The 21,387-nt window shown below is 67.5% G+C and carries 25 protein-coding genes; 14 read left to right on the top strand and 11 right to left on the bottom strand.

The genetic code is table 11. The annotated features are described in order from the left end of the window. Positions 1-18: 18 nt before the first annotated feature. The 8 genes from H613_RS0118595 to H613_RS0118560 all read right to left on the bottom strand — a co-directional run bounded on the left by H613_RS0118595 (position 19) and on the right by H613_RS0118560 (position 6,645). The gene (locus H613_RS0118595; RefSeq protein WP_026924974.1) at positions 19-492 is read right to left on the bottom strand and encodes a hypothetical protein; all 474 of its coding nucleotides are present in this window, start codon (positions 490-492) and stop codon (positions 19-21) included. Further along, complete coding sequence (locus H613_RS0118590) at positions 492-965, bottom strand: hypothetical protein (protein ID WP_026924973.1); 474 nt, start codon at positions 963-965, stop codon at positions 492-494. The genes H613_RS0118595 and H613_RS0118590 overlap by 1 nt, the downstream gene beginning before the upstream one ends. Beyond that, positions 962-1,414 carry a hypothetical protein gene (locus H613_RS0118585; RefSeq protein WP_156926123.1) on the bottom strand — a complete coding sequence of 151 codons (453 nt, stop codon included), beginning with the start codon at positions 1,412-1,414 and terminating at the stop codon, positions 962-964. The genes H613_RS0118590 and H613_RS0118585 overlap by 4 nt, the downstream gene beginning before the upstream one ends. A 178-nt stretch (positions 1,415-1,592) precedes the next feature. Next, a complete protein-coding gene (gene dprA, locus H613_RS0118580) occupies positions 1,593-2,747 on the bottom strand; it encodes a DNA-processing protein DprA (RefSeq protein WP_035738570.1) in 1,155 nt (384 codons plus the stop codon). Positions 2,748-2,764: 17 nt separating this feature from the next. Beyond that, a complete protein-coding gene (locus tag H613_RS0118575) occupies positions 2,765-4,300 on the bottom strand; it encodes a YifB family Mg chelatase-like AAA ATPase (protein WP_026924970.1) in 1,536 nt (511 codons plus the stop codon). Positions 4,301-4,478: 178 nt separating this feature from the next. Further along, positions 4,479-4,889, bottom strand: a complete 411-nt coding sequence (locus H613_RS0118570) for a hypothetical protein (RefSeq protein ID WP_026924969.1) — start codon at positions 4,887-4,889, stop codon at positions 4,479-4,481. 122 nt (positions 4,890-5,011) lie between these two features. Then, the gene (locus tag H613_RS0118565; protein ID WP_026924968.1) at positions 5,012-5,782 is read right to left on the bottom strand and encodes a hypothetical protein; all 771 of its coding nucleotides are present in this window, start codon (positions 5,780-5,782) and stop codon (positions 5,012-5,014) included. 386 nt (positions 5,783-6,168) lie between these two features. Next, a complete protein-coding gene (locus H613_RS0118560) occupies positions 6,169-6,645 on the bottom strand; it encodes a GNAT family N-acetyltransferase (protein ID WP_026924967.1) in 477 nt (158 codons plus the stop codon). On the opposite strand from H613_RS0118560, the gene H613_RS32815 reads away from it, so the two are divergent. After that, positions 6,609-6,959 carry a DUF6236 family protein gene (locus H613_RS32815; RefSeq protein ID WP_369333548.1) on the top strand — a complete coding sequence of 117 codons (351 nt, stop codon included), beginning with the start codon at positions 6,609-6,611 and terminating at the stop codon, positions 6,957-6,959. The genes H613_RS0118560 and H613_RS32815 overlap by 37 nt on opposite strands. Positions 6,960-7,172: 213 nt before the next feature. Continuing rightward, the gene (locus tag H613_RS31055) at positions 7,173-7,634 is read left to right on the top strand and encodes a hypothetical protein (protein WP_156926121.1); all 462 of its coding nucleotides are present in this window, start codon (positions 7,173-7,175) and stop codon (positions 7,632-7,634) included. Positions 7,635-7,827: 193 nt separating this feature from the next. On the opposite strand, the gene H613_RS27625 is transcribed toward H613_RS31055, so the two are convergent. Together H613_RS27625 and H613_RS27620 are read right to left on the bottom strand one after the other, a co-directional pair. Beyond that, on the bottom strand, positions 7,828-8,586 hold the full coding sequence (locus H613_RS27625; protein WP_051393548.1) for a replication-relaxation family protein: 759 nt from the start codon (positions 8,584-8,586) through the stop codon (positions 7,828-7,830). 141 nt (positions 8,587-8,727) lie between these two features. After that, positions 8,728-9,615 carry an IS701 family transposase gene (locus H613_RS27620; RefSeq protein ID WP_169732022.1) on the bottom strand — a complete coding sequence of 296 codons (888 nt, stop codon included), beginning with the start codon at positions 9,613-9,615 and terminating at the stop codon, positions 8,728-8,730. Positions 9,616-9,853: 238 nt separating this feature from the next. On the opposite strand from H613_RS27620, the gene H613_RS0118540 reads away from it, so the two are divergent. From H613_RS0118540 to H613_RS0118485, 12 genes are all read left to right on the top strand, one after another. Next, the gene (locus H613_RS0118540) at positions 9,854-10,561 is read left to right on the top strand and encodes a hypothetical protein (RefSeq protein WP_051393546.1); all 708 of its coding nucleotides are present in this window, start codon (positions 9,854-9,856) and stop codon (positions 10,559-10,561) included. Between the two features lie 744 nt (positions 10,562-11,305). Further along, a complete protein-coding gene (locus H613_RS0118535; protein WP_156926120.1) occupies positions 11,306-13,708 on the top strand; it encodes a tetratricopeptide repeat protein in 2,403 nt (800 codons plus the stop codon). 57 nt (positions 13,709-13,765) lie between these two features. Then, positions 13,766-14,293, top strand: a complete 528-nt coding sequence (locus H613_RS31050) for a hypothetical protein (protein WP_156926119.1) — start codon at positions 13,766-13,768, stop codon at positions 14,291-14,293. A gap of 245 nt (positions 14,294-14,538) precedes the next feature. Beyond that, positions 14,539-15,738 (top strand): ISAs1 family transposase, encoded by a 1,200-nt coding sequence (locus H613_RS29485; protein ID WP_169732021.1) that lies wholly within the window; start codon positions 14,539-14,541, stop codon positions 15,736-15,738. Positions 15,739-16,084: 346 nt separating this feature from the next. Next, positions 16,085-16,486, top strand: coding sequence for a hypothetical protein (locus H613_RS0118520; RefSeq protein WP_026924962.1), 402 nt, complete (start codon positions 16,085-16,087; stop codon positions 16,484-16,486). Then, positions 16,483-16,797 (top strand): type VII secretion target, encoded by a 315-nt coding sequence (locus H613_RS0118515; protein WP_026924961.1) that lies wholly within the window; start codon positions 16,483-16,485, stop codon positions 16,795-16,797. The genes H613_RS0118520 and H613_RS0118515 overlap by 4 nt, the downstream gene beginning before the upstream one ends. Positions 16,798-16,808: 11 nt before the next feature. Further along, positions 16,809-17,519: a hypothetical protein gene (locus tag H613_RS0118510; RefSeq protein ID WP_026924960.1), complete on the top strand. Its 711-nt coding sequence runs from the start codon at positions 16,809-16,811 to the stop codon at positions 17,517-17,519. Between the two features lie 5 nt (positions 17,520-17,524). Then, positions 17,525-18,313 (top strand): hypothetical protein, encoded by a 789-nt coding sequence (locus H613_RS29480; RefSeq protein ID WP_156926118.1) that lies wholly within the window; start codon positions 17,525-17,527, stop codon positions 18,311-18,313. A gap of 37 nt (positions 18,314-18,350) precedes the next feature. Beyond that, a complete protein-coding gene (locus H613_RS0118500) occupies positions 18,351-18,929 on the top strand; it encodes a hypothetical protein (protein WP_026924958.1) in 579 nt (192 codons plus the stop codon). After that, the gene (locus H613_RS29475; RefSeq protein WP_051393544.1) at positions 18,926-19,453 is read left to right on the top strand and encodes an SUKH-4 family immunity protein; all 528 of its coding nucleotides are present in this window, start codon (positions 18,926-18,928) and stop codon (positions 19,451-19,453) included. Before H613_RS0118500 ends, H613_RS29475 begins: the two co-directional genes overlap by 4 nt. Positions 19,454-19,463: 10 nt before the next feature. Next, on the top strand, positions 19,464-19,934 hold the full coding sequence (locus tag H613_RS0118490; RefSeq protein WP_026924957.1) for an SUKH-4 family immunity protein: 471 nt from the start codon (positions 19,464-19,466) through the stop codon (positions 19,932-19,934). Between the two features lie 22 nt (positions 19,935-19,956). Further along, complete coding sequence (locus H613_RS0118485) at positions 19,957-20,148, top strand: hypothetical protein (protein ID WP_156926117.1); 192 nt, start codon at positions 19,957-19,959, stop codon at positions 20,146-20,148. Here the strand turns inward: H613_RS0118485 and H613_RS27600 are convergent. After that, on the bottom strand, positions 20,102-20,614 hold the full coding sequence (locus H613_RS27600; RefSeq protein WP_211234882.1) for an alpha/beta fold hydrolase: 513 nt from the start codon (positions 20,612-20,614) through the stop codon (positions 20,102-20,104). The genes H613_RS0118485 and H613_RS27600 overlap by 47 nt on opposite strands. Positions 20,615-21,387: the final 773 nt, after the last annotated feature.

Here is a 21,387-nt window from a genome sequence, read left to right as displayed (position 1 = left end):
TTCATCTCGGCCGCACGCCTAGGCCGCCAGCGGATCGCGCTGACGCAGCGTGCGGAAATGCCACCGCCGGTCTTCGACGTAGCCGAGCCGGACGATGTGGTTGTGGGTGCGGTAGAGCCGGCCCCGATCGAGCCAGTCGCCGACTGCCACGGCTTGTTCGGGCACGACGCCGACACCGGTCCGTGCCCCGTCGAACGCGTCGCAGGCGAACAATGTGCCGTGTCCAAGCTCGACGGTTTCGCCAAGCCAGGGCATGGACGGCACGATGCCGCGCGAAGCGTCCTCGGCAAGGACCGGGCCGCGCAGGGCGATCACGGTGGCGAGCAGCCGTACCGTCTTGCCCACCGGGACCCGGTCGAAGTGGACCCACCGGTTGCCTTCGGCCATCAGCCCTACCGCTTGGGCATGCTGGAAGGCGACCATGGCCGGGTCCTCGGCCGTATCGGCCGACCAGCGCAGCACGCCTTCCCCGAACGTGTGGAAGCGTCCCATTACTGCTCACCGCCCCGCTGCCGGGGAATCGGCGCCTCGGGCAGCTCCCGCATCTCCCGTGGTCGGCGCAGTTCCAGGCGCACCCACCGGCCGCTGGCGCGGGCGAGCGCGGCCGGGTCAAGCCAGAGACCCTGGCGGCCCGGATAGTCCGGTTCGACGCCGATGGCCTGTGCGATACCCGGCTGGTCGACCGAGGCCGTCCAGGGCCGACCGGCACCGAGCCGGACGGGGACCTCGACGCGTCGCTCGCTGATGACCCGACCCGGGCCGCACCAGCGGCGGCGGCTGCGGCGGGCGTACACGCGGCGCACGACGGCGATCAGCACCGCGTGCGTGCCGATCGGGATCCCGGTGAGTGCGACGATGCCGCTCTCGTCTTTGAGCGCGACCGCACCGCGCAGCGCACCGTCGCGCTCGGCGTCGAAGACGTAGAGGATGCCTTCGCCGAGCGGGTAGACGACGTCGACGCTCATGAGGCCTCCCCGCCGACGAACCACTGGTGCCGCCGACCCGGCTCGCACGGGCACGGCCAGGCCGGGTGCGCTTCGAGCAGGACCGGCGGCCCGGCCATGTCGGCCCGGCTCGGCACGTGCAGCCACCCGGTCAGGCGGCCTTGATCGGGGCAGACCCCGACGGCGACGCCGGGCCGGCCCTGCCACTGCGAGCGTTCGCAGAAATACCGGCCCGCCCCCAGCAGGTGGGTCCGGTCGGCGCCCGGCTCGATCGGATCCGCGCCGGGCAGCAGGCTCGCGGTCAGGAACCGCCGCCCACCAAACTCCGCTTTCCGGAGGGCGACGGGATGGCCCTGCCCGTCGACGATGAGGACCGTTCCCCATCGGCCGGAGTCGATCTCTCCTTGTGGCACGACCACTCGTCCCACGCCCAGCGCGTGGGGCGGCAATCCTTGTGCTTGTTGTTCCATGTGTGGTTTTCCTTTCGCGCGCAAGACAGCAGCGCCGCCGACACGGCCCGGGTCAGGGGCGCGCGTCGACGGCACTGCTGTCTTTATTGGATGGAGCCACCGGCGGCGATTGGCCGCGGTGGCCGGACTCGGTCCGGCATCGGGCCGGACCGAGGGCTTCAGCGGCCCGTTGGCCGGGCTATGAACCGGTGACAGCCCTCAAACGCCATCGGCCGTCGTTGATCTGCTCGATCCAGCCGCGGTGCTGGAGCCGCTGGAGCGCTTCGGTTGCCGCGTCGACCGGGACGCCCGCGGCGGCGGCCAGCCGGGTGTCTTCGGCTATGAAACCGCGCGGCATGGCCTCGACCAGCCACTGTTCGACGGCGGTCAACGCCTCGAACGGCGTGACATCCGCTGGCTGCGATCGTGTGCTGTCGGTTCGGCCGGTGAGGTCCTCGATGACCTCCTCGGCGCGGGTGACCAGCCGGGCGCCCCGGTGCTGCCGCGCCAGACGGTGCACGCCTTCGGAGAGCGATGAGGTCACCGGACCAGGCGTGAACATCACCACCCGCCCCAGCCGGGCCGCGTACTCGGCCGTGTGCAGCGCCCCCGATCGCCGGGCGGCCTCGACCACGACGACCCCGGCCGTCAAGGCGGCGATCACGCGCATGCGAGCCAGGAACCGGTGGCGGGCCGGTGCCGTACCTGGCGGCCATTCACTGACCGCGAGCCCGCGTTGGACGATCAGGTCGAACATCGCCTGATTGGCCCGCGGATAGGGCCGGTCGACCCCGGCGGGCAGCACCGCCACGGTCGACCCGCCACGACCCAGCGCCCCCTGATGTGCCGCCCGGTCGATGCCGAGCGCGCCACCGGAGACGACGGTGTGGCCGGCCTCGGCGAGGTCGGCGGCGAGCCAGCCTGCGATGTGCTTGCCGTACTCGCTCGCCGCCCGGGCGCCGACGACGGCGACCGACCGGCGGCACACCGCTGCGAGGTCGCCCTCGCCGCGCACCCACAGGCATCGCGGCGGACGCAGGTGCGGGTCGTCGTCCTCACCGAGGCGATACAGGTCGCAGAGCCGAACAGGCCAGTCCGCATCACCGGGGATGAGGACCCGCGCACCGCACGCCTCGGTCGCCTCCTGCAACGCCGCCGCACGCCTGGCCGGGTCCGGGCCGGCGGCGACCGTGGCGCCGGACAGGCGCGCCAAGCGCTCGGTGACCTGACCGGACCACAATGCCTCGACGGCACCGACCGGACCTGCCTCGCCGATCAGGTCGTCCAGATCGGCATCACCCGGTTCGACGATCGAGGACAAGACCATGAGCGCGGCTCGCGGGTTATCGAGCATGGTGTTCACGAATCCTCCTAGTGGATCGGGTAGCCGAGGCGCAGTTCAACGGCCGCGTCGACGTCGTCGGACGTGGGTTGTGCTTGTGCGCGCAGGTCGGCGAGTGTCCAGGCGATGCTGAGGATGCGGTCGTAGCCGCGGACCGTGATCCGTTCCCACCGCAAGAGGCCGTCGGCGGTCTTGGTCGCCTTCGCGGGCAGCCGCCAACGCGCCGAACGCAGTGCCTGGCCGGGGACGTCGCTGTTGAGCCGCCAGGACTCCCCGGTCAGACGCCAGCGGGCGGCGGCGATCTCGCGAGCGCGTCTGACCCGTGCGGCGGCCGACCGTGCCGACTGGAGTTCCAACCAGTCGGCTTGGGCCACGCCAGAGGACGCGTCGACCTCGCAGTGCAGATCGATCCGGTCCAGCAACGGCCGCGCCAGCCGTCCCAGATAGCGCCGCCGCTCACCGGCCGAGCATCGGCATTCGGTGCCAGGGCTCGGCGCGCACGGGCACGGTGTCGAGGCCAGGACCAGCAGGCATCGCGCCGGCCACCGGACCGTGGAATTGGCGTTGCGCACCAGCACCTCCCCGCGCTCAAGGGGCCGGAGGAGGGTGTCGAGGACGTGTCGTCGCCATTCGGGGGCTTCGTCGATGAACAGCACGCCCCGGTGCGCCAGCGCCAGCGAGCCGGGCCCGCCGGAGTGGCCACCGCCGATGAGCGCCTGCGCGGTCATCGAATGATGCGGTGCCTCGAACGGCGCATGGCCGATCAGCTCGGTCGAGCCGCCGATGAGCCGTCCGCGCAGCGAATGCAAGGCCGTCACCTCCACGGTTTCGGCCTCGGACAGCGGCGGCAGGATCGAGGGGAGCCGCTCGGCCAGCGCTGTCTTGGCCGCTGCGGGCGGGCCGACGAGGAACAGGTGGTGTCCGCCCGCGGCGGCGACCTCCAGCACGCGCCGTTCCCTCGGGCGCGCGTGCAGGTCCGCGAAGTCCGGGAGCGGGTGCGCCGGTGTGCCTGGGTTGCGGCGGGCCGGTTCTAGCTCGGTCTGGCCGTGCAGCCATGCCGCGAGTCCGGACAGGTTGGACGGCGCCAGGACGGTCATCCCTGCGACCAGGGCCGCCTCGGCGGCGTTGTCCGGGGCGACGATCGCGGTGCCGAAGCCCGCCTTGCGGGCGGCGGTCACGGCCGGGAAGGCGCCCGGGACAACGCGTAGGCTGCCGTCCAGGCCGAGCTCAGCGAGCAGGACCGCATTGGTCAGCCGACCGGCGGGCACCATTCCAGTCGCGCTCATGATCGCGACCGCGACGGCGAGATCGGCGGCCGAACCGGTGAGGCCGTGCGCGGCCGGGCTGATGGTGATCGTGACCGACTGGTGCGGGAAGTGCAGCGCCGAGTTGGCCATGGCCGCGCGGACCCGGACCTGGATCTGGTTGGCGATGTTGTCGGCCAGGCCCGATACGCGGACTTGGCGGTCATGGTCCGACGCCGGGGCGGCGAACGAGGCTTCGACGGTCAGGACAGTGCCGGCCGTGCCGAGCATGCCGATGGTGGTGGTGCGGCTGTCACCCATGGTGGTGGTTCCTCCAATGCGATACGTGATGGATGCGGTGGTCGTCGATGGCGAGCGGCGTTGCTGCCCGGACATCTCCTGGTGGGCTCATCGGGTTCGTTCCTTTCTTGTTGGGCCCTCATGCAGGGCACGAAAAAGGCGGCGCACCGAGTCGGTGCGCCGCCTGATAGGGGTGCGTCTAACAGTTGAAGCGGATCACCGGTCGTTCCTTCGCCGCTGCGCTGTTCGGGCGGCAGCGGCGAGCGGCGTCGGCGAGGGCGTCTTCGAACTCGCCCAGGACGCCGTCGCGTTCGACGGCGTGGTCGAGGAGCTGGTCGGCCGGGCCGGTGGCCCAGTCATCGCTGCCGTCCTGCTGATCGCGTGCCCCCTGTTGCTCGGTGCCGTCGATGCGGCACCGAAGGACGTCAAGGCGCTCCATGAAGCCGCGGTCGAGTTCGTCGAGCCGGGCGCCCAGGCGCAAGATCGCCTCGGCCAAGGCCGGTTCGTCGCCGATGAGACAGTCGGCGATGTCGCGGTAGCTCATGGCGCAGACTTCGTAGCTGCGGCGAGCGGCTGTCAGGTTCGGGGCGGTGTGGTGGTGGTTGGACATGGCGGTCATTCCTTTCACGGCGTGTCGCTCGAATTGCCCGAGCACGAAAAAGGCGGCGCACCACGCGGGTGCGCCGCCACTGGGAATTTCGGGTGGACTCGTGGTCCTTGCCCGCTGGTCTGCTACCGGTTGGCCTGCTTCCTCGGGCGCCCCTGCGCACCGGCCGCGGGCGGCGTCGGCGGTTTGGGGTCGGCCGGGAGGTGGGTGATCAGGCCTGCGATGGGCGCCCACCGTCCGGTGGCCTCGGCCAGGTGGATGCGGGCCTGCTCGGGCAGGGTCCGGCCCCGTCCGGGGATGTGGTGGTAGGCGAAGCCCGCCACCGGCAAGAACACCGGAGCGAGGGCGGCCAGGGTCTGCGCGATGGCGCGCGCCACCTGTGCGGGCGAGGCGACGGGGTCGCCCTTGCTGGTGCAGACTGCGTCCCTGCACGCCTCGGCGGCCTGCTTCAGGGCGATGAGCGGGTCGGCGTGCCCGACCGACGGGGCCGGATCGACCGGTGCGGCCACGTCCATCAGCCCGGCGGTGAGCGCGGTGTGCTTGACCGCCTCCCACAGGTGCTTCGCGGCCGGGTCGGCGTATTCACCGGCCAGGCTGCTCCAGTGCTCGGCCACGTAGGCGGCCGTGGCGTCCCCCATCTGCGCCAGTGACGCGGTGACGGCGGCGACGGTGTGCGCCAGACGCGCCGGGGCGTAGGCCCCCGGGTTGGCGGTCACGAGCTCGGCGCAGCGGCGCGTGCGGGCGACCAGGTCGGTCAGCGGGTCGGCGTCGGTGCCGCAGACGGCGTCGACGAAGGCGTCGACGGTGGCCTCGGCGACAGCGGGCGGGGGTGCGACGTTGTCATCGCTGGTGTTGTCGGTGGTAGTGGTGAACCGGTTCTTGAAAAAGCGCAGCATGGTGCGCCTCCTTTCAGGTGAATGGAGGTTGTCGACAGAAAGAAGCGCTGTGTGGAGCGCACAGCGGCAGCTGCGCAAGGCAGCACGGAATACCGCGCGGAGCGCGGCGGGAAGGCCACGGTGGTGGCTGGTCCGCTTGGCGATTTGAGCGGCCCTCGGGCGGCTGCAGTGCCAGACCGGGATGCCGGTTGGCGGCTGTCAGCGGATGCCCGGAAGGGCTCGGCTCTCGCCGTAGCGGTTATGCATCAAAAATTCGTGTGATGCTTCGACGCTACCGCCGACAAGGCGCATTTGCGCTGGTTGTGCGGGTCGGCCACCCGCACACACCCGCACAGACGCCGGTTTGTGCGGGTGAACGGTCTGCGCTGCTCCGTGAGGAGTCGGGGTCAAGTTCGGTGGATCGGGCCAGGATGCGAGGGTGCGGTGGACATTCTGATCTTGATGTCGTTCTCACCGTGGCGGGTGACTTCGTGCAGGCCGAGGCGGCGGTAGAGGGCCTGTGCTCGCTGGTTGACGACGAGGACGTCCAAGATGAGGTCTTGGCCTTGCTCACGGGCCTGGCGCAGGAGGTCCCGGATGAGCTGGCTGCCGATACCGCGCCCCTGGTAGTCGGGGTGGATCGAGATTCGTCTCAGGTAAATTTCGGTGGCCCGGTGCTCGACGTCGAGAATGCCGGCCTGCGCGCCGCCGACGGTGATGATCTGCCATTGGCCGGGGGTGAACGCACGGGCATGGTAGTCGCGTTGGAGCTCTTCGTCCCAGCCCCAGATGGCGGTGACGTAGGCGCCCATGGCGGCTTTGTGCAACTCGAAGCAGCACTCGCTGTCTGCAGAGGCGGTCGGCCGCAAGTCGATGGTCGTCATTCCACTCACTTCCGACGATTGAACTCGAACGCGCCGTACGACACCTTGGCATCGATACCGCACTCAACGCAACCGCGGTGAAAGTCGAGTTGGCAGGTGCTGCGATCGTAAGTATCGGCGGGCCGATCGCGACCGGCAATCTCGTTGTCGGAGCCGCAGGAGCCGCAGGAGCCGCATTCGCAGCGCTCAGTGTCCGTCACGAACATGCCAAACAGCGTTCGGCACTGGTACGGAACTCGCCGGTTGAGTACCTGTGGAAAGTTGACCGAATGTTGCGGCCGCGGTCGCTGTTGCAGCGTGTTTTGATGCGGTAGGGCTGGAATTGTCCGGTAAGAATCTCGTATCGTCTGCTCAACAGCGGACAGGCACATGACCGGTCTCCGACGACGGCACGGCCGTCGCCTCTCACAACCACAGACCTGATTCAAGCCCCTGTGCAGCAACAGCTCTGGCGGCTATGCCGAAATCGTGCAGTTCGCATGCGGCATCGTCTCATGATCTCCTCAGATCGTCTTCAAGGAGGACTCATGAGATCGAACAGATGGGGCCGCAACCGGTCACGGCTCGCGGCAGTGCTGCTAGCGATGGTGGCCGCCATCGGTCTGTCAGGCCTGATCGCAGCCCCCGCACAAGCTGAGTACAGCAACTGCGTCGGTGACGAAACCGGGGCAAGGGTCTGCTTCGAACCCAAGGGCGAGTGGTTGCGGGTGTGCGACACCGACGGCGACGGACGCCACGCCTCGGCGGCCGTCCGCGGCTCGGCCGACAGCCGCTGGTTCGAGGTTGGCGCCTATGACGGTGACGGTTCGTGCCAGTACTACAACTTCGACATGCCCGAGGACAGCACCATCTGCTATGTCGCCATGGTCGTGGAAGGAGAGCAGGTTCAGTACTACTACGTTCCCTTCAGCGGAAGGGTCAGTGCCGGCAGTGGCACCGTGAAGGGCTCGTGCCCGTACTTCGATCCCGACACCGTGCTCATGGACTAGATCCTGAACGGTGGAACGAGAGCGGCGGCGGATCGCTTCGAGGGCTCAGGCGCTCGACGACCGCCGCCGCAAGCGTTTTGTCCGAGCCGTAGGCGCCGCCGAAACCCGTTGCTACTTGGAGCATGAACCAGAGAATGCCCTGCACCGACGCGATGATCTGGGTGGGCGGCCGATGTTGGCCGCCCTTGGGTTATCACGATGTGGGATCGGTGAGTCGATCGAGCCGCCGGAGACCCGGCCGGTGGAGGATGCGCCAGATCGCCTTGGTCGGGTCGGTGGTGCGGTCGGCGGTCGCGGTGGCGACGGTGAAGTGCGGCTCGGTTCCGGCGAGGGCGGCGTGGAGGTGGTCTTCTCTGGCCTCACTGGTGAGTTCGAAGACGAGCGCGCGGTGCAGGCTGGGCAGTCGGGTGCGGTAGCGGCCGACTTTCTCGACCACCCGGTGCAGCGTTTCGGTGCCGCGGTCGTGCTCGAACCAGAACTCGACGGGGTCGTCTGCTCCGGTGATGGTGGCGGCGGCGTCGGGGCGGACCAGGCCGCCGGTGAGCGCTCCGGCTTCGCTCTCGGAGAGCCACTCGTGCAGCGCGAGGTCGGGGCGGTCTTTGGTGGCCTGGGTCAGGCGGGCGAAGAAGTCGTTGACGGCGAGCCGGTGGCTCAGGTTCGCTGAGGCGACCAGTTCAGCCTGTTGGTGTTGGAAGGCGACTCGTCGCGGTACGGGCAGGCCGCGGGCGGCGCTGTACAGGTAGGCGCCGGTGTAGCCGAGGGTATGGCGGAAGGCTTGGCTGCCGGGGCGCTGTGCGGTGCGCCACCGGTCGATCAGGTCGAGGTCCAGCAGCCGCGTGATGCGGTTGCGGGCCGAGCGGGTGGAGGAGAACAGCAGGCCGGTGATCTGGTCGATGGTGAAGACCCGATGCCGGCCGAGCAGATCGATCAACGTGAAGTCGCGATCGGTCAAGTGAGGTGCCGGTGGGTCGCTTCCCAGGTGCGGACCTGGTGCTGGTCGAGACCGACGCGGCCCTTGGCCTGCTGGGAACGACTCCTCGATCGCCCAACGGGCGCCGGCGAGGAAAGACCAAAGAAGAGATCATCCGGATCCTCAAACGCGCCATCGCCCGAGAGGTCTGCAGGCTCCTAAAACCCACCACAACCACCCCTTGACAGACATAGAAACGTCCTGCTCGCCGGTCGAGAGGTGCCGGCGGACCAGGAGGTAGTGGTGGCCGGTGGTCTCTTCGGCGACGGCGAGGTCGAGCCAGGCCCACGAGTATTCGCGCAGTCCTTTGGCGTCCTTGCCGATCGCGTGGATTTGCCAGTTCCGGGTCGGGATCGAGGCGGCCAGCTCGTCGGCCCGCGCCGGTTCGATGAGCGCATCGGTGCGCAGCTTCGTGGAGGAGGCGCAGGCCAGCACGAACGGCAGGCTCGCGTCGTAGAGGCTGCGGCGCAGGTGCGGGGAGTTGCCGTAGATCTCGTCGCCGGTCGCGGACACGGCCGAGGGCCTGGCGGGGCCGGCCAGGAGTCGCCGGAGCATCTCGGCGGCCTGCTGGTCCTTGGTGCGCTTGGCGACCGGGCCGGGCGCGTGCGCTTCCCCGAGCCGGGTATCGCCTTCGGCGAACCACTCGGAGTGGAGGTAGACCTCGTAGTCGATCAACGCGTGACCGGCCGCGGTGGCCCAGACGGCCCAGGTGGAGACCTGGGCGTTCTCGACCCGTCCGGCGGTGCCGGTGTACTGGCGGGCGGCCCCGAGCGAGGCCCGTCCCTTCTTGAGGTCGCCGGTCTCGTCGAAGATCAGAACGCCGTCGCCGCCGAGGTGCTCGACGGCGAGGGCGCCGAGGCGGCCCCGCAGCTCCCGCTCGTCCCAGACCGCGCGTTCGAGCAGGTAGTGCAGGCGGTCCGGGCTGGAGTGCCCGGCCCACTCGGCGATCGTGACGCAGTTCTTCCGCTCCAGGCTCGCCAGCAGCCCTCTCGTGTAGTCGCGGGCGCTCATCCGGCACGGCCGCGAGCCGAACATCCGCCATCGCAGCGAACACTGCCTGCCCGGCAGCGCTGAACGCCTCCTGCGGTATCCTGGCCTCCGCAACCGCTCTTCTGTTTTCCTGTGCCACAACCGGAACCACGCGAGATCGGCTGCTTCTGCCGCACCCAAACCCCGTGAGCCTCTACGGCATCGAGGCGTCACACTCCTCGAACGCCAACGATCATAGATGGAGTACTAGGATAAGCGGATGGTGGAAGCTGAGGTGCCTGATGCGCGGGTCGGGTTGCGTGCGTATGCAATCGAGGAAGGAGCGGTGCCGCTGACGGTGCCGACGCGGAATTCGCTTGGCGGCTGGCCCTTCCTCGCTGAGGATCAGGAGTGGCCGAAGTGCTTCTGCGGTGAGCGGATGGCGTTGTTCTTCCAGCTCGACATCCCCTCGGACGTGGAACCGTTCGGCGGAGACCACCTCGCGGTGTTCCACTGCCGAATGCACAACGACTACGCCGACCCGCCCTTGACCGAAGGCCGTCTTGCAGACCGGTACTGGGAGGCTCCACAGATGCCCGGCCCGAGTCCGTTCTGGAAAGTGCTGGTCCAGCGCCAGGCGACTCTGCCAGCGGCGGAGCGCGAACCGTCCGTGTGCGCTCTACCGCTTTCTCTGCGCCCCTTCGAAGATGTCCCCGACGCGAAGGGGCTGGGATCTCAGATTTGCAAAGTGGGTGGTGCGCCGTCTTGGGCGCAATACCCCGAGTTGTACCGGTGCGCGTGCGGAGCGGATCTGGTGTATCTCTGCCAGGTAAAGGAAAACTGGGAGTTCGCCGTATACCCCGGCGCGCCGGAGCAGCCCTACAGCTGGGGCGGGACCTACAACCTCTTCCTCGGCAACGAGGTCTACCTGCTGGCGTGCCCGGACCATTGCGACCCGGCCGCAGTCTGGCCGGTGAACCAGAACTGAATCCCGGTACCCCCGATTTCCGAAGCGCCGTCCACCTCATCGCCAGAAGCGACCTCACAAATCACGGACGGAGTGCTAAGCCGGTCCACATTGCCCTGCTTGGCAACGGAACCATATTTTATCAATCATAAGCCGACAAAACGGTGCTCAATAACTTCGATATGCAACAAATACGCCCTCACCTACTGTCAGGATTCCTGACATAGCATTGCAGTCGAGGTGGCGCTGGTAGCAACGCCGTCCCTTTGGGGCGTTCGGTCTGGTCAGCGGTTGCGTCACTAGGTGGTGCAGGCGTGGGCTTCATCGGCCCTTGGCGCGATGAATTGATAGCTGTGCCTGTGCCTCTTTCGCAGTGAAGTTCTTCCCTGCCGGAGTTCGGTCAGCTTGCAGGCCGATTCTCAGGCCGCTCTGAAAGCATCCAGGAATCTTATTCATGAGTCCACCTCTGAGCATTACTGATACACCTGAGGTTCAATTATGTTCCGTAGTATCTGAGTGTCTCACGGCAAGAGCCGGTCAACGAAACTTTCCACCTTTCAGGGGAGCTGAGCGAGCAATCGAGACGCTAATCTAAGGTGGATTGATCTGCTTCGTTGAGAGGGCACACCCCCGTTGGACCCTGTTTCGATTGCCATCACCGCCTGGGTGGCCAAGAAGTTCGCCGATCAAGCCGCGGCCCGAACGACCGGAAAGGTGTTGGACCGCGCCGCGAGCGCGTTGCACCGCGGGGAAGACTCCCCCAAAGTGCGAGCAGCCCTGACCGCCGCGATCGCCGCGGCGGTCGACATTGCAGTCGCCGAAGTCTACCCTGATGACGTTGAGGAGCAGCGCTATGCGGCCGCAACGCTCTTGGAACGCAAGGACATCCTCCCAGTCGTCGACGGCACCGACCTGATCGAGCTTGATCACGCGGTCATCCGCTGGGTCGCGGTGCTCGAACCCCCGCTCGGGGATGACGGCGAGTCGACGGCGATCGACCCGGACCACTCACTCCCCGGTCTACTGTGCCGGACGATCCTGGAGCAGATCCGCCGCGAGGCCACCCGCACCGGCCACGTTCTCCACCCGCTATGGGCTGATTTTCAGATCATGTGCCTCAAGCCGCTGCTTTCCCAACAGGGAGCACGGCTGCGCGACTACTGGCACCCCCACACGACCGAGGACGGCTTCATCGGCCGCGAGCGGGAGCTGGCGACGCTCGCCGCAGCACTCGAACCGGAACCCGACAGCGGCCGCTTCGTCATGCTCGGAGGCATCGGCGGCATGGGCAAGACCAAACTGGCCACCGCCTTCGCCCATGATCATGGCGACCGCTACGACGGCCGTATCTTCTACGACTTCGAGTCCTACACCGTCGGCCACGCTCCCGGCACCGCTGATCAGGCGCTGGTGAGAATCCTTCCGACAGTCCGCGAGGACCTGTCCAGCAACAGCGTCCAGGCCATGTCCGAGACCGGTCGCCTGAGCGCGTGGGAGGAGACGACCAGTGGACGTCGGCTGCTGGTCGTGTGGGACAACGTCAAGTCCGTCGATCAGATTCGCCCGTTGCTGCTGCGCCATGGAGGGTGCGCCACCATCGTGACCAGCCGCGACCAGATCGACCTCGACTCCGATCGGCTCTGGCTGGGCGGGCTCGACCCTGAGACCGCCTGCAGGCTCTTCACCGGCATCGCCGGTGACCACCATGACCCGGCGCAGGTCCGGCGGCTGGTCGAAGCCGATCTGCTCATCCCCATCCTCATCAAGACACACGCCCGATCGATCCAGACCGGACGGCGCAGGCTGGCAGAGATCCTCGCCGAGCTTCCCAAGGCCACGATCGAACCGCGGCCGCGGACGCAAGAGGCCATGTTCGAACTCCTCGCCGGCTCATATGAACACCTCGATCCCGACCAGCAGTACGCCTTCCGAATTCTCGGCGCCCATCCCGGCCTGTTCATCACCGCCGATGCCGCGTCGGCACTCCTCGGGTGCGATCTCGACGAGGCGCTGGGCCTCATGGACGACCTCGTGGACGTCGGCATGGCCGAGCGGCACCACCTCGACCTGGCCGATCCGCCTCGCGAACTGATCAGCTACACCGCGCACGACATCCTGCACGCGTATGCCGCTCACCTGGCCGACAATGAGCGCAAGCTCGCCAGCGTGCGGTCCGAACTCGTCGCCTACTACCAGGGGGCCTTGCGGAGCGGCCGGTTCGATTCCGACTGGCGCAATGTCGAACTCGACAGCATTGCCGCCACCGCGATGACCGGGACCACATGGGCGCACGCCGACCTCGCACAGGCTGCGGGCGACGAACTGTTCGCGCTCGGCCGTCTCACCGAGGCGAGTGCCGTGTACGGGCATGCCGCCGAGATCTACCGAGACACCGGCACAGTCGAGTACGGCTACGCGCTCGTTGGCCTGGCGGAGGCCGCCCGCCGGCAGAGCGACCATCAGCGCTCATTGGACTTGTGCCGTCAGGCGGTCGCGATCTTCACCGCCGCTGACGACGACCACGCCGGAATGATCAAGGCCTCCATCGCCTTGGGGCATGTGGCGAGGCTCAGCGGCCAGAAAGAAGAGGCGCTCAGGGAGTTCGACCATGCGGCCGACCTCGCCTCGGCGGTCGGGAACCGGGTGTCGCAGTCGCGAGCACTCGCCGGGGCCGGGCACACGCTCCGCCTCATGCGCCGCTACGACGAAGCCGCCGAACGCTTCCAGCTGGCGATCGAGCTGGGGGACCCGATTCGGCGGGCCGACGCGCTCCGTGGATACGGCGACATCCTGCGGGCCATGGACGATTCGGTCGAGGCCGATCGATGCTACAACGATGCCAACGCCGTCTACCTCGAGTTGGGTGACCGCAACGGACAGGCCAATGCGCTCCTCGGACGTGGCGCGATCGCACTGATCGATCACGACTGGGACGAGGCGAGCCGCCGATACAGGGCCGCCGCCGACATCTTCACCGACATCGGGAACCGGGTCGGACTCGGCACCGCGCTCAAGGGCCTCGGTGACGCGGCTCTGGAAGCGGGTAAACCCGATCTCGCCCGCCCGCTCCTCCAAGAATCCCTCACCGTCTACGCCGAACTGCAATTCCCCCGCGCCAGGCATGTGCGCAACCGACTATGGGAGCTCGAAAACCGCTACTCGGCCTGAAGTGCCGGCGCCCTCCTGTCCCGTACCCGCGGAACTGAAGATAAAGAACGGAGCAATATGGGGATTTTCGGAAGCCGTGAGGAGATCAACTTCTCTGAACCAGGCGAGATCTCAGTCGATCATCAGATCGCAAGCCGCCTCCCCGACTCGGGCGAATTCCTACTCTCATTCCTATCGGATATCCATCCTGATTCCTACCGCACACTGGAAGCGGAAATACAGCGCGTGCGCCACTCAAACGGCTCCATTCCTCACTCCAACCTCAAGGGCATCAAAATCCAGGACTGGAAGAGCGGCCCACTGACGCACCTGGTGTGGATGACGGCGAAAGACCGCATCATCGTCGGAGTATGGGCGTCTTTCGGGTTGAGTGGCAAGGACAGAAAACTAGTGAGTAGCACCGCTGAGAGGCTCGTCGATACCCAGGGCATCCGAGCGGCCGCGACTTGGTCGGTCGCCACCAGAACTCCTGGCCGACTCGATGTCGACTCGCTCGGCGAACAATTGACGAACTCATGGAGAGAGTCAGCAGGGAATATCCGAAATGGGGATGTCATAAAATCATTCCGCAAATGGCAGCGATAGCTCGCTACTGCTGACGATAAAAAGAAACTCCTTGATATGGAATCACGCAAGGGGAACGTGACTAGCCTCGATTCGTCTGTGTTCTGTGTGGTTTGAGCCACGGCTTTCACGAGGTGTGGTCGGGTTGATGTTTGCCGTGGTGAGGCCGAGTCTTCGGCTGGGGTTTCCTCGTTGAGTGGTTCGAACACGCTGTTGCTGAATGGGGGAAGTCGTTGCCGCGTATGGATTTCGGTGAGGTGTTTGGCGTGGCTCGGTTCGAGGAGTGCGTGGCGGAGTTGACCGATCCGCGTGGGATGCAGGGCCGGTGTTATCCGCTGTCGGTGTTTGTCGCGGTCGCCTTGGCGGGCCTGCTGTGCGGGAGGAACACGCCGCTGGAATGGGCCGGGTGGGCCGAGGACGCGCCCGAGGAAGTGGTCAAGGCTCTGGGCGGGATCGGCCTGGAGGTCGGTGGCGCCTCGTGGTGGTCGCTGCCATCGTACAACCGCATGGTCGAGGTGCTGTCCCTGCTCGATCCCGACGAGGTGGCCCGGTTCGCGTCCCGGATCGTTCCCGCCCACGAGGGTCCGGGCCCGGTCGTGCCGGTGCGGATCGACCGGAAGCGCCCAGTGAGCGCCGGGCGTGTTGCCGGGGACGGCTCGAACCTGATCCTGGTGGGCGCTCTGGCGGGCCGGGACCGTCTTGTCGGCCAGGTCGTCGTGGATGACGGTGATGAGATCGAAGCGCTCCGGGTGCTGTGCGAGCGTCTCGACGCGGAGGGTGCCCCGGTGAGCGCGGACGCGTTGCACTGCAACGAGGAGACCGCGCGGGCGGTCCTCGATGCCGGAGCCGATTACTGCCTCGCGTTGAAAGGCAACCAGCCGACACTGCACGCGCTGGCGAAGCACCTGCCGTGGAACGAGGTCGACAACGCCTGCCAGACCAGCGAGAGCGGGCACGGACGCAGCGAGACCCGCACCGTCAAGGCCCTGGCCGCCGGCGGCGGCGTGCGGCTGCCGTTCCCGGGCCTGGCCCAGATCGCCCGCATCAGGCGCTGGACGCGTGAGGAGGCCACCGGTGAAGTGGCCCACCATGTCACGTTCTATCTGACCAGTCGGGAAGCGCGCGGTGTGCGGCCGGCCTGGTTCGCTGACGCGATCCGCGGCCATTGGGGCGTGGAGTCCTGGCACCGGGTGCGCGATGCGGTCTTCGACGAGGACCGGTCCACGGCCACGGCCGGAAACCTGGTCGCGAACCTCGCCAGCCTTCGCGCCGCCGCGATCGCCATCCTCAAACGCCTCGGCCGTATCAAGGTCAAGGGCGGCAACGGTGTCACCGCTTGGCGCGACCGGATCGGCTCCCAGGCCTACACCGCACCACTCGCGATCCTCGGGATCGCCGACATCAAACAACAGTTCCAAGCGTGCTTATCTCGTGAAAGCCGTGGCTGTCCGCCACGTCAGTGCTGAGAAGTCTGCGGGTGACCTGCCGCCGGCTTCCGCGCACCGCCGAACTGTGCATCCTCGGGAACGGAGCTGTGCCGCGGCAGGCGGTGATGACGCTCGGCGATCTCACCGGAGCCCATGACGGCTTCAGAGACGACCATCCACCAGGGCGGTACCGGAGGCGGCCGCTCGCTCCCTAGTTCGTGCCAAGTCCTCAGTCAAAGAGACCCCACTGATCATGTTTCACGCCACTGGACTTCTTTCGCAACAATGCTGCATCCCAGGGAAAGTGAATATGCCTAATATTTTGAAGATGTAGCCACCGCCGAGCCGACGGTGTTCGCAGGTCTTCAATCGGAACGGAGCGACTGTGGATAATGACAACCCCTTCGCGAACATCGCCGGGCCCGAGGACGCACGGGCCGCGCTCGCGGACTGGAAGGAACGCGCCGAGCAGCGGGCCGCCGATGCCATCGCCGCCTCCGAGGCCGTCCAGGAGCTGACCGCGACCGGCATGGACGCCAACGGCGTCGTGGTCGTCAAGCTCAACTCCTCCGGCGCCGTCATCGGCGTCCAGTTCGCCTCCGAGTTCCAGCGGATGCAGCTGCGCCACGCCGAGCGCCAGTTCATGGAGGCCTACGGCAACGCCGGCAAGGCCCTCCTCGCCAACGCCCGCGCCGCCGTCGAAGCGCGGCTCGATCCCAGTTCCCCCACGGCCCGCGCCTTGGTCGACAGCATCAAGATGCGCTTCCCCGAAGCGGAGGAGCGGTGAGCGATCGGTTCTCGGTCGTCCCCGACGACCTGCGCGGCCACGCCGCCAACATCGACGCCGTGCGCGAGCGGTTCAGCGCCGTCCTCAGCGCGATCGACACCGTCTCGCAGGACAACGAGGCGTACGGGATCATCTGCCAGTTCCTGCCGCCGATCCTCGCCAACAGGCAGGACGAGCAGAAGGAGCTTGCCACCCTGGCGCAGGAGAATCTCGAACTCTTGGCCGAAGCCGTGCGCAGCACCGCCGACGACTACGACGCCGTCGACGAGGCCGTCGCCGGGGAGTACAACAGCATCCAAGGCGAGATCTGAGGCGAATCGGTATGAGCGACCTTGTAGCCACCGCATCCGACGTCCCAGCCCAACCCGGTGCCGGCTTCACCGGTGCCGGCATCGTCGAGTCCTATGCCGGGCTCGCGATGGCCATCGACTCCGGCTCCTGGATCGACGCCTCGGTCGCCGGGTTGGGGGTGGCGCTTGAGACCGTCGGCGCGGTCATCGATCCGATCGGGACGCTCGCATCGGCCGGGGTGGGCTGGCTGATCGAACACGTCCAGCCCCTCCAAGAGGCCCTCGACATGCTCGCCGGGAACCCCACGCTCGTAGAGTCCCACGCCATGACCTGGGACAACGTCGCCAATGAGTGTTTCGCGATGTCGGAGCAGATGACTTCGATCCTCGCCGACGTCCAGTCATGGACCGGCGCGGCCTCGGACGCCTACCGCGGCATGTCCGACGCCAATGCCGAAGTTCTGGCCTGCGTCGGCGGCACCGCCCTGTCCCTCGGCACCGCCACCCGCGGTGCGGGGCAACTGGTGTCGATGGTCCGCGAATTCGTGCGCGACTTCGTCGCCGAGTGCATCGGTTCCCTCATCGCCTGGGCGGCCGAGGTCGCCTTCACGGTAGGTATCGGAGCGGCCTGGGTGATTCCCAAGGCGGTCATCAAGATCACCGAGTGGGTCGGCAAGATCTTCGGCTGGATCACCGGCCTCATCGACTCCATCACCGCCCTCCGCGACCTCCTCTTCGGGTGAGCACCATGCGCCGACTCCTCCGCCAAGCCGTTCTCGTCCCGATCCTGTTCGGACTCCTCGGCCTCCACCGCCGCCGGCCGCACACCGATGTGGATGTCGATGTGGACACCGGCCGCCCGGACACCGACACCGACACCGGCACCACCCACGTCCGCAGCCCGCTCCCCGGCCGCAGCCACTCCGACGACGCCGCCGAGACCCGCACTCGCATCACCGCGGCCCGCCCGAAGCAGCCGGGCCCGCCCGCGCAGCACCCGCACCGGCGCAAGCGAAAATTGGACGACGGCACCGTCCTGGAGATCCCGAAGAAGGGCTCGCCCGATCGACCGAAGCAGGAGCCCGACTACTCCTCGGGGTTCACCAAGGACCTGGACCCGCCGACGCAGAACCGGGACGGCTCGTGGAACATCAACCTGCGCAAGCATGAGGACTGGGACCAGGCCGACTTCGACGCGAAGGCGAACCACCTCAAAGAACTCGGCGACAACGATCAGCTGACGAAGAAGACCGGCGACGGCGACGAGCGCGGCAGCACCGTCGACCAGTGGCGCCGCGACAAGGAGTATGAAATCCTGCACACCTCCGAGACTCAGGCGGAGGTCAACCAGCGGCTCCAGGAACTGGACCGGCAGCAGATCGACCACGCCCACGAACTCCAGCTCGGCGGCAAGGACAACCAGGACAACATGTGGGCCATCGAATCGGTCACCAACCACGGCATGGGCGGGCAGATCAACTCGCAGCTCCGGCAGGTCCCGGACGGGGCGCTGGTCAGAATCAACATCGTAGAGTGAGCACTGCCGTACCGCGAACCCATGAAGGAGACGCACCATGAACCACCGCGACGCGATGGCCCGCAAGATCGCGCTGCTGCGCTCGACCGGGGCGGCCGAAGCGCTCGAACGCCGCTGGGAGGAGGCCGACGAGGACCCGCCGTACGCGACCTACACCGTGCTCGAGATCGCGGACGGCGCCGAGCCGTCGCGAGCGTGGCCCGGCGGCTTGGGTGACTTCTACCGTTTGACGTCCGCGGCGAGTTTCGGCGGCGTGGACGTCCGGCCCGAGGACCAAGTGACGGCGTCGAGGCCGGTCGATGCGGACGGTGAGCCGATCGATGACAGGACGTGGCTGCGGATCGGCGACATCGGTTACGAAGACGCCCTCCTCATGGATGAGGCCTCAGGTGAGGTCATCGTCTACGTCAACTCCTACTTCAAGTACGGCTGGGACTCGCCGGTGGTTCTCACCTGCGCCGACGTCCCCGAGTTCATCGACACGGTGGCGCTCGGCCCGCGCCACAAGGAGATCCGCGGCCCCGTGGACCGGCAGCGCGAGCCCTGGTGGGAGGCCGACCCCTGGTACGCCTACCTGGTCGAGTCCGGGCTCATCGAGGAACGGGAGGCGCAGTGACCGACAGCGACGCGTATCTGCGGGCGTGGGAGCCTGACAACGTCATCCGCTTCCCAAGGGACCAGTGGATGCGTGAGTTCGCGGCCCCGGCGGCCTCCTACCCCGAGGTCGACTTCCTGCCCATCGACATGTCCGCCGTCTACACCTCCTACCTCACCGGCCGGTTCGAGCTCTACTCGACGATCAATCTCGGCGGAGAGGAGACCATGCGACTCAAGGTGATCGGCGCGGTCCCCTCCGACCGGGAGAACATGCTGTTCTGCCTCGACACCAAGACCGGGCGCGTCCTACTCCTGGGCGTCGCGGAGGGCACGCTCGAACTCGTCAACGCCACGTTCAAGGCCTTGACCGAGTTCCTCTACCACTTCGCCCTGTTCGTCGACGCCGACACCGGCGCGGCCGGGCGGTCCCTGCGGGCCAAGGCGCTCCGCGCCACCCTGAACGCAGTCGACCCCGGTGCGTTCGCCGACCGGGAGTCCTGGTGGTCGATCGCCCTCATGCAACTCGAAGGCAACCTGCGATGAGGACGGTGTGATGGAGTACCCGCGCGAGGCCTGGATCGCGAAGGGAATCGACCCCGCCGCACTGCCCGACGACCTCGAGGTCCCCGACGGCGTTCCGGGCCTGTTCAGCACCGAGCTCCCCGAAGGCTTGCGGGCGTTCGACCAGATCCGGGTCAGCGCCGACGGCACCGACCTCGACGTCAAGTTCATCGTACTGGGCGCCGTCGAACCGCAGTCCAGCCTGCTGTACGTGCTCGACCCGGCAAGTGCGGAGGTCCTCCAGTTCGACCCTGCCGCTGTGGCCGTCCGCGGGGTCAATTCGAACTACCGGTGGTTCGTCGAGTTCCTCCGCCGGATCGGCGCGGCGGTCGAGTCCGCCAGCGCCGCGGACGTGCGCGCGGTCCTGAACCGGGGCATGCGGTTCACGCTCCGGGCCGTGGACGAGCGGGCCTTCGAAGAGGGCGCCTGGTGGCCCAAGGTCTTCGGCACCCTCGGCAGCTGAGGTCCTAGCCTCGATCATGGGCATGATGAAGAACGAGCCGGTCATCGTCGGGATCGAGTGGCGCAAGCCGATCGAGGTGCGGCTGTTCGCACAGGTCGTGCTCGATGCGGCAGCCAAGCGGCTCGCCGAGGAACGCGAGGCCGAAGTCCGCGACAGCCACTCGGCGATCATCGAGCCGGAGCCGACCGACGGGCCTCTCGGATCAGTTTCTTGACGCTGGTCAGGCCGATGCCGTAGCGGTCGAATCGGGTCTCCAGATCGCCGCCGCAGTCGCTCCAGTCTCGGTATTTGTCGACCAGCCAGGCGGCCAGTCCCGCTGGGGAGTCGACCAGTGCCGCGGTGATCGTGTCGGGCCGGGTCTTCATGATGGCGCTGTATCCGCCGTCGAGCTTGTCGTACGCCGTCTCAGCGTCGAACCAGGCCTGCTCGGCCGGTGTCGGGGGCGGGTCGTCGAAGCCGGCGGGGAACGGGGGGTGGATCAGATGGACGCCGGTGACTTGTTCGGGGTGGAGTGCGCCGAGCCATGTGGTTGCGACACCGCCGATGTCTCCGCCGAAGGCGCCGTAGCGCTCGAATCCCAGGACATCGGTCATCAAGCGGTGGAGGGTGTCGGCGATCGCAGCTCGGGTCAGGTGCCCGTCGGGCAGGTCGGAGTGGAGGAAGCCTGGCAGCGACGGCATGATCAAGACATGGCCTCATCCGGCCCAGACCGGTTGCATCCACATGCCCGTGGCGCCCGTACTCGACGTTGTAATCCTCGCCGGAGTCAAAGCTCTGGCGTCTCCGAAGTCCTCGGTGCGCCCGATTTCGCGGACCCGATTCCGCCTCTTGCTGAGGTCGACGCTTCGGCGCAGTGGTTACCGAGCCGGACAGCCAGAAGACCTCCACGGACGTGGAGAGCACGAATCCGACACAGGAGGTCATCGCACAGGGGACGTTCGTCGTGGACGTCGATGAGACCGACGACCCCCATCCGGGCCACTGGTCGGTCCTTGCGATGCGGGCACCGCGAGACCATCGCTATGACCTCAAGGAAGGGCCGCTGATAAAGGCCATGGTGTTCACCTGGGACAGGAGCCGCAAAGCGTCGCCATCGGACTGTCGCACACGGCGGCGGACGGCTTGGGGATGCAGGCGTTCCGAAAGGAGCCGGCAGCGCTCCTGGAACCTGCCGCGGAAGGCCCCGCCCCGGCGTACGCGGGCGCATGGCGGCCCAGCGACCGGCTTCGGTACGAGCGAAGGCCCGCCGCGGTCAGGCACGGCGAACGGTGCCTGGCACACCATGCCGAGCAGTTCCGGAACGTCCCCTCCGCCATGTTCTGGGGAAGGCGCGAGCGGGCCGAGACACCGCGGTACCGCTCCGGAGGCCTGCGTCCGCCCGCGCTGCTTCCCGCTGTCGCCAAGATCTACAAGGCGCGCGGCGCGACGCCCTCTTCCGCGATCTTCACGGCGT

It is taken from the genome of Glycomyces arizonensis DSM 44726 (genome assembly GCF_000482705.1).
GTDB classification, from domain to species: Bacteria; Actinomycetota; Actinomycetes; order Mycobacteriales; family Micromonosporaceae; genus Glycomyces; species Glycomyces arizonensis.
The sequence above is the reverse complement of the archived record's forward strand: the minus strand, read 5'-3'. Positions and strand labels throughout refer to the sequence as shown.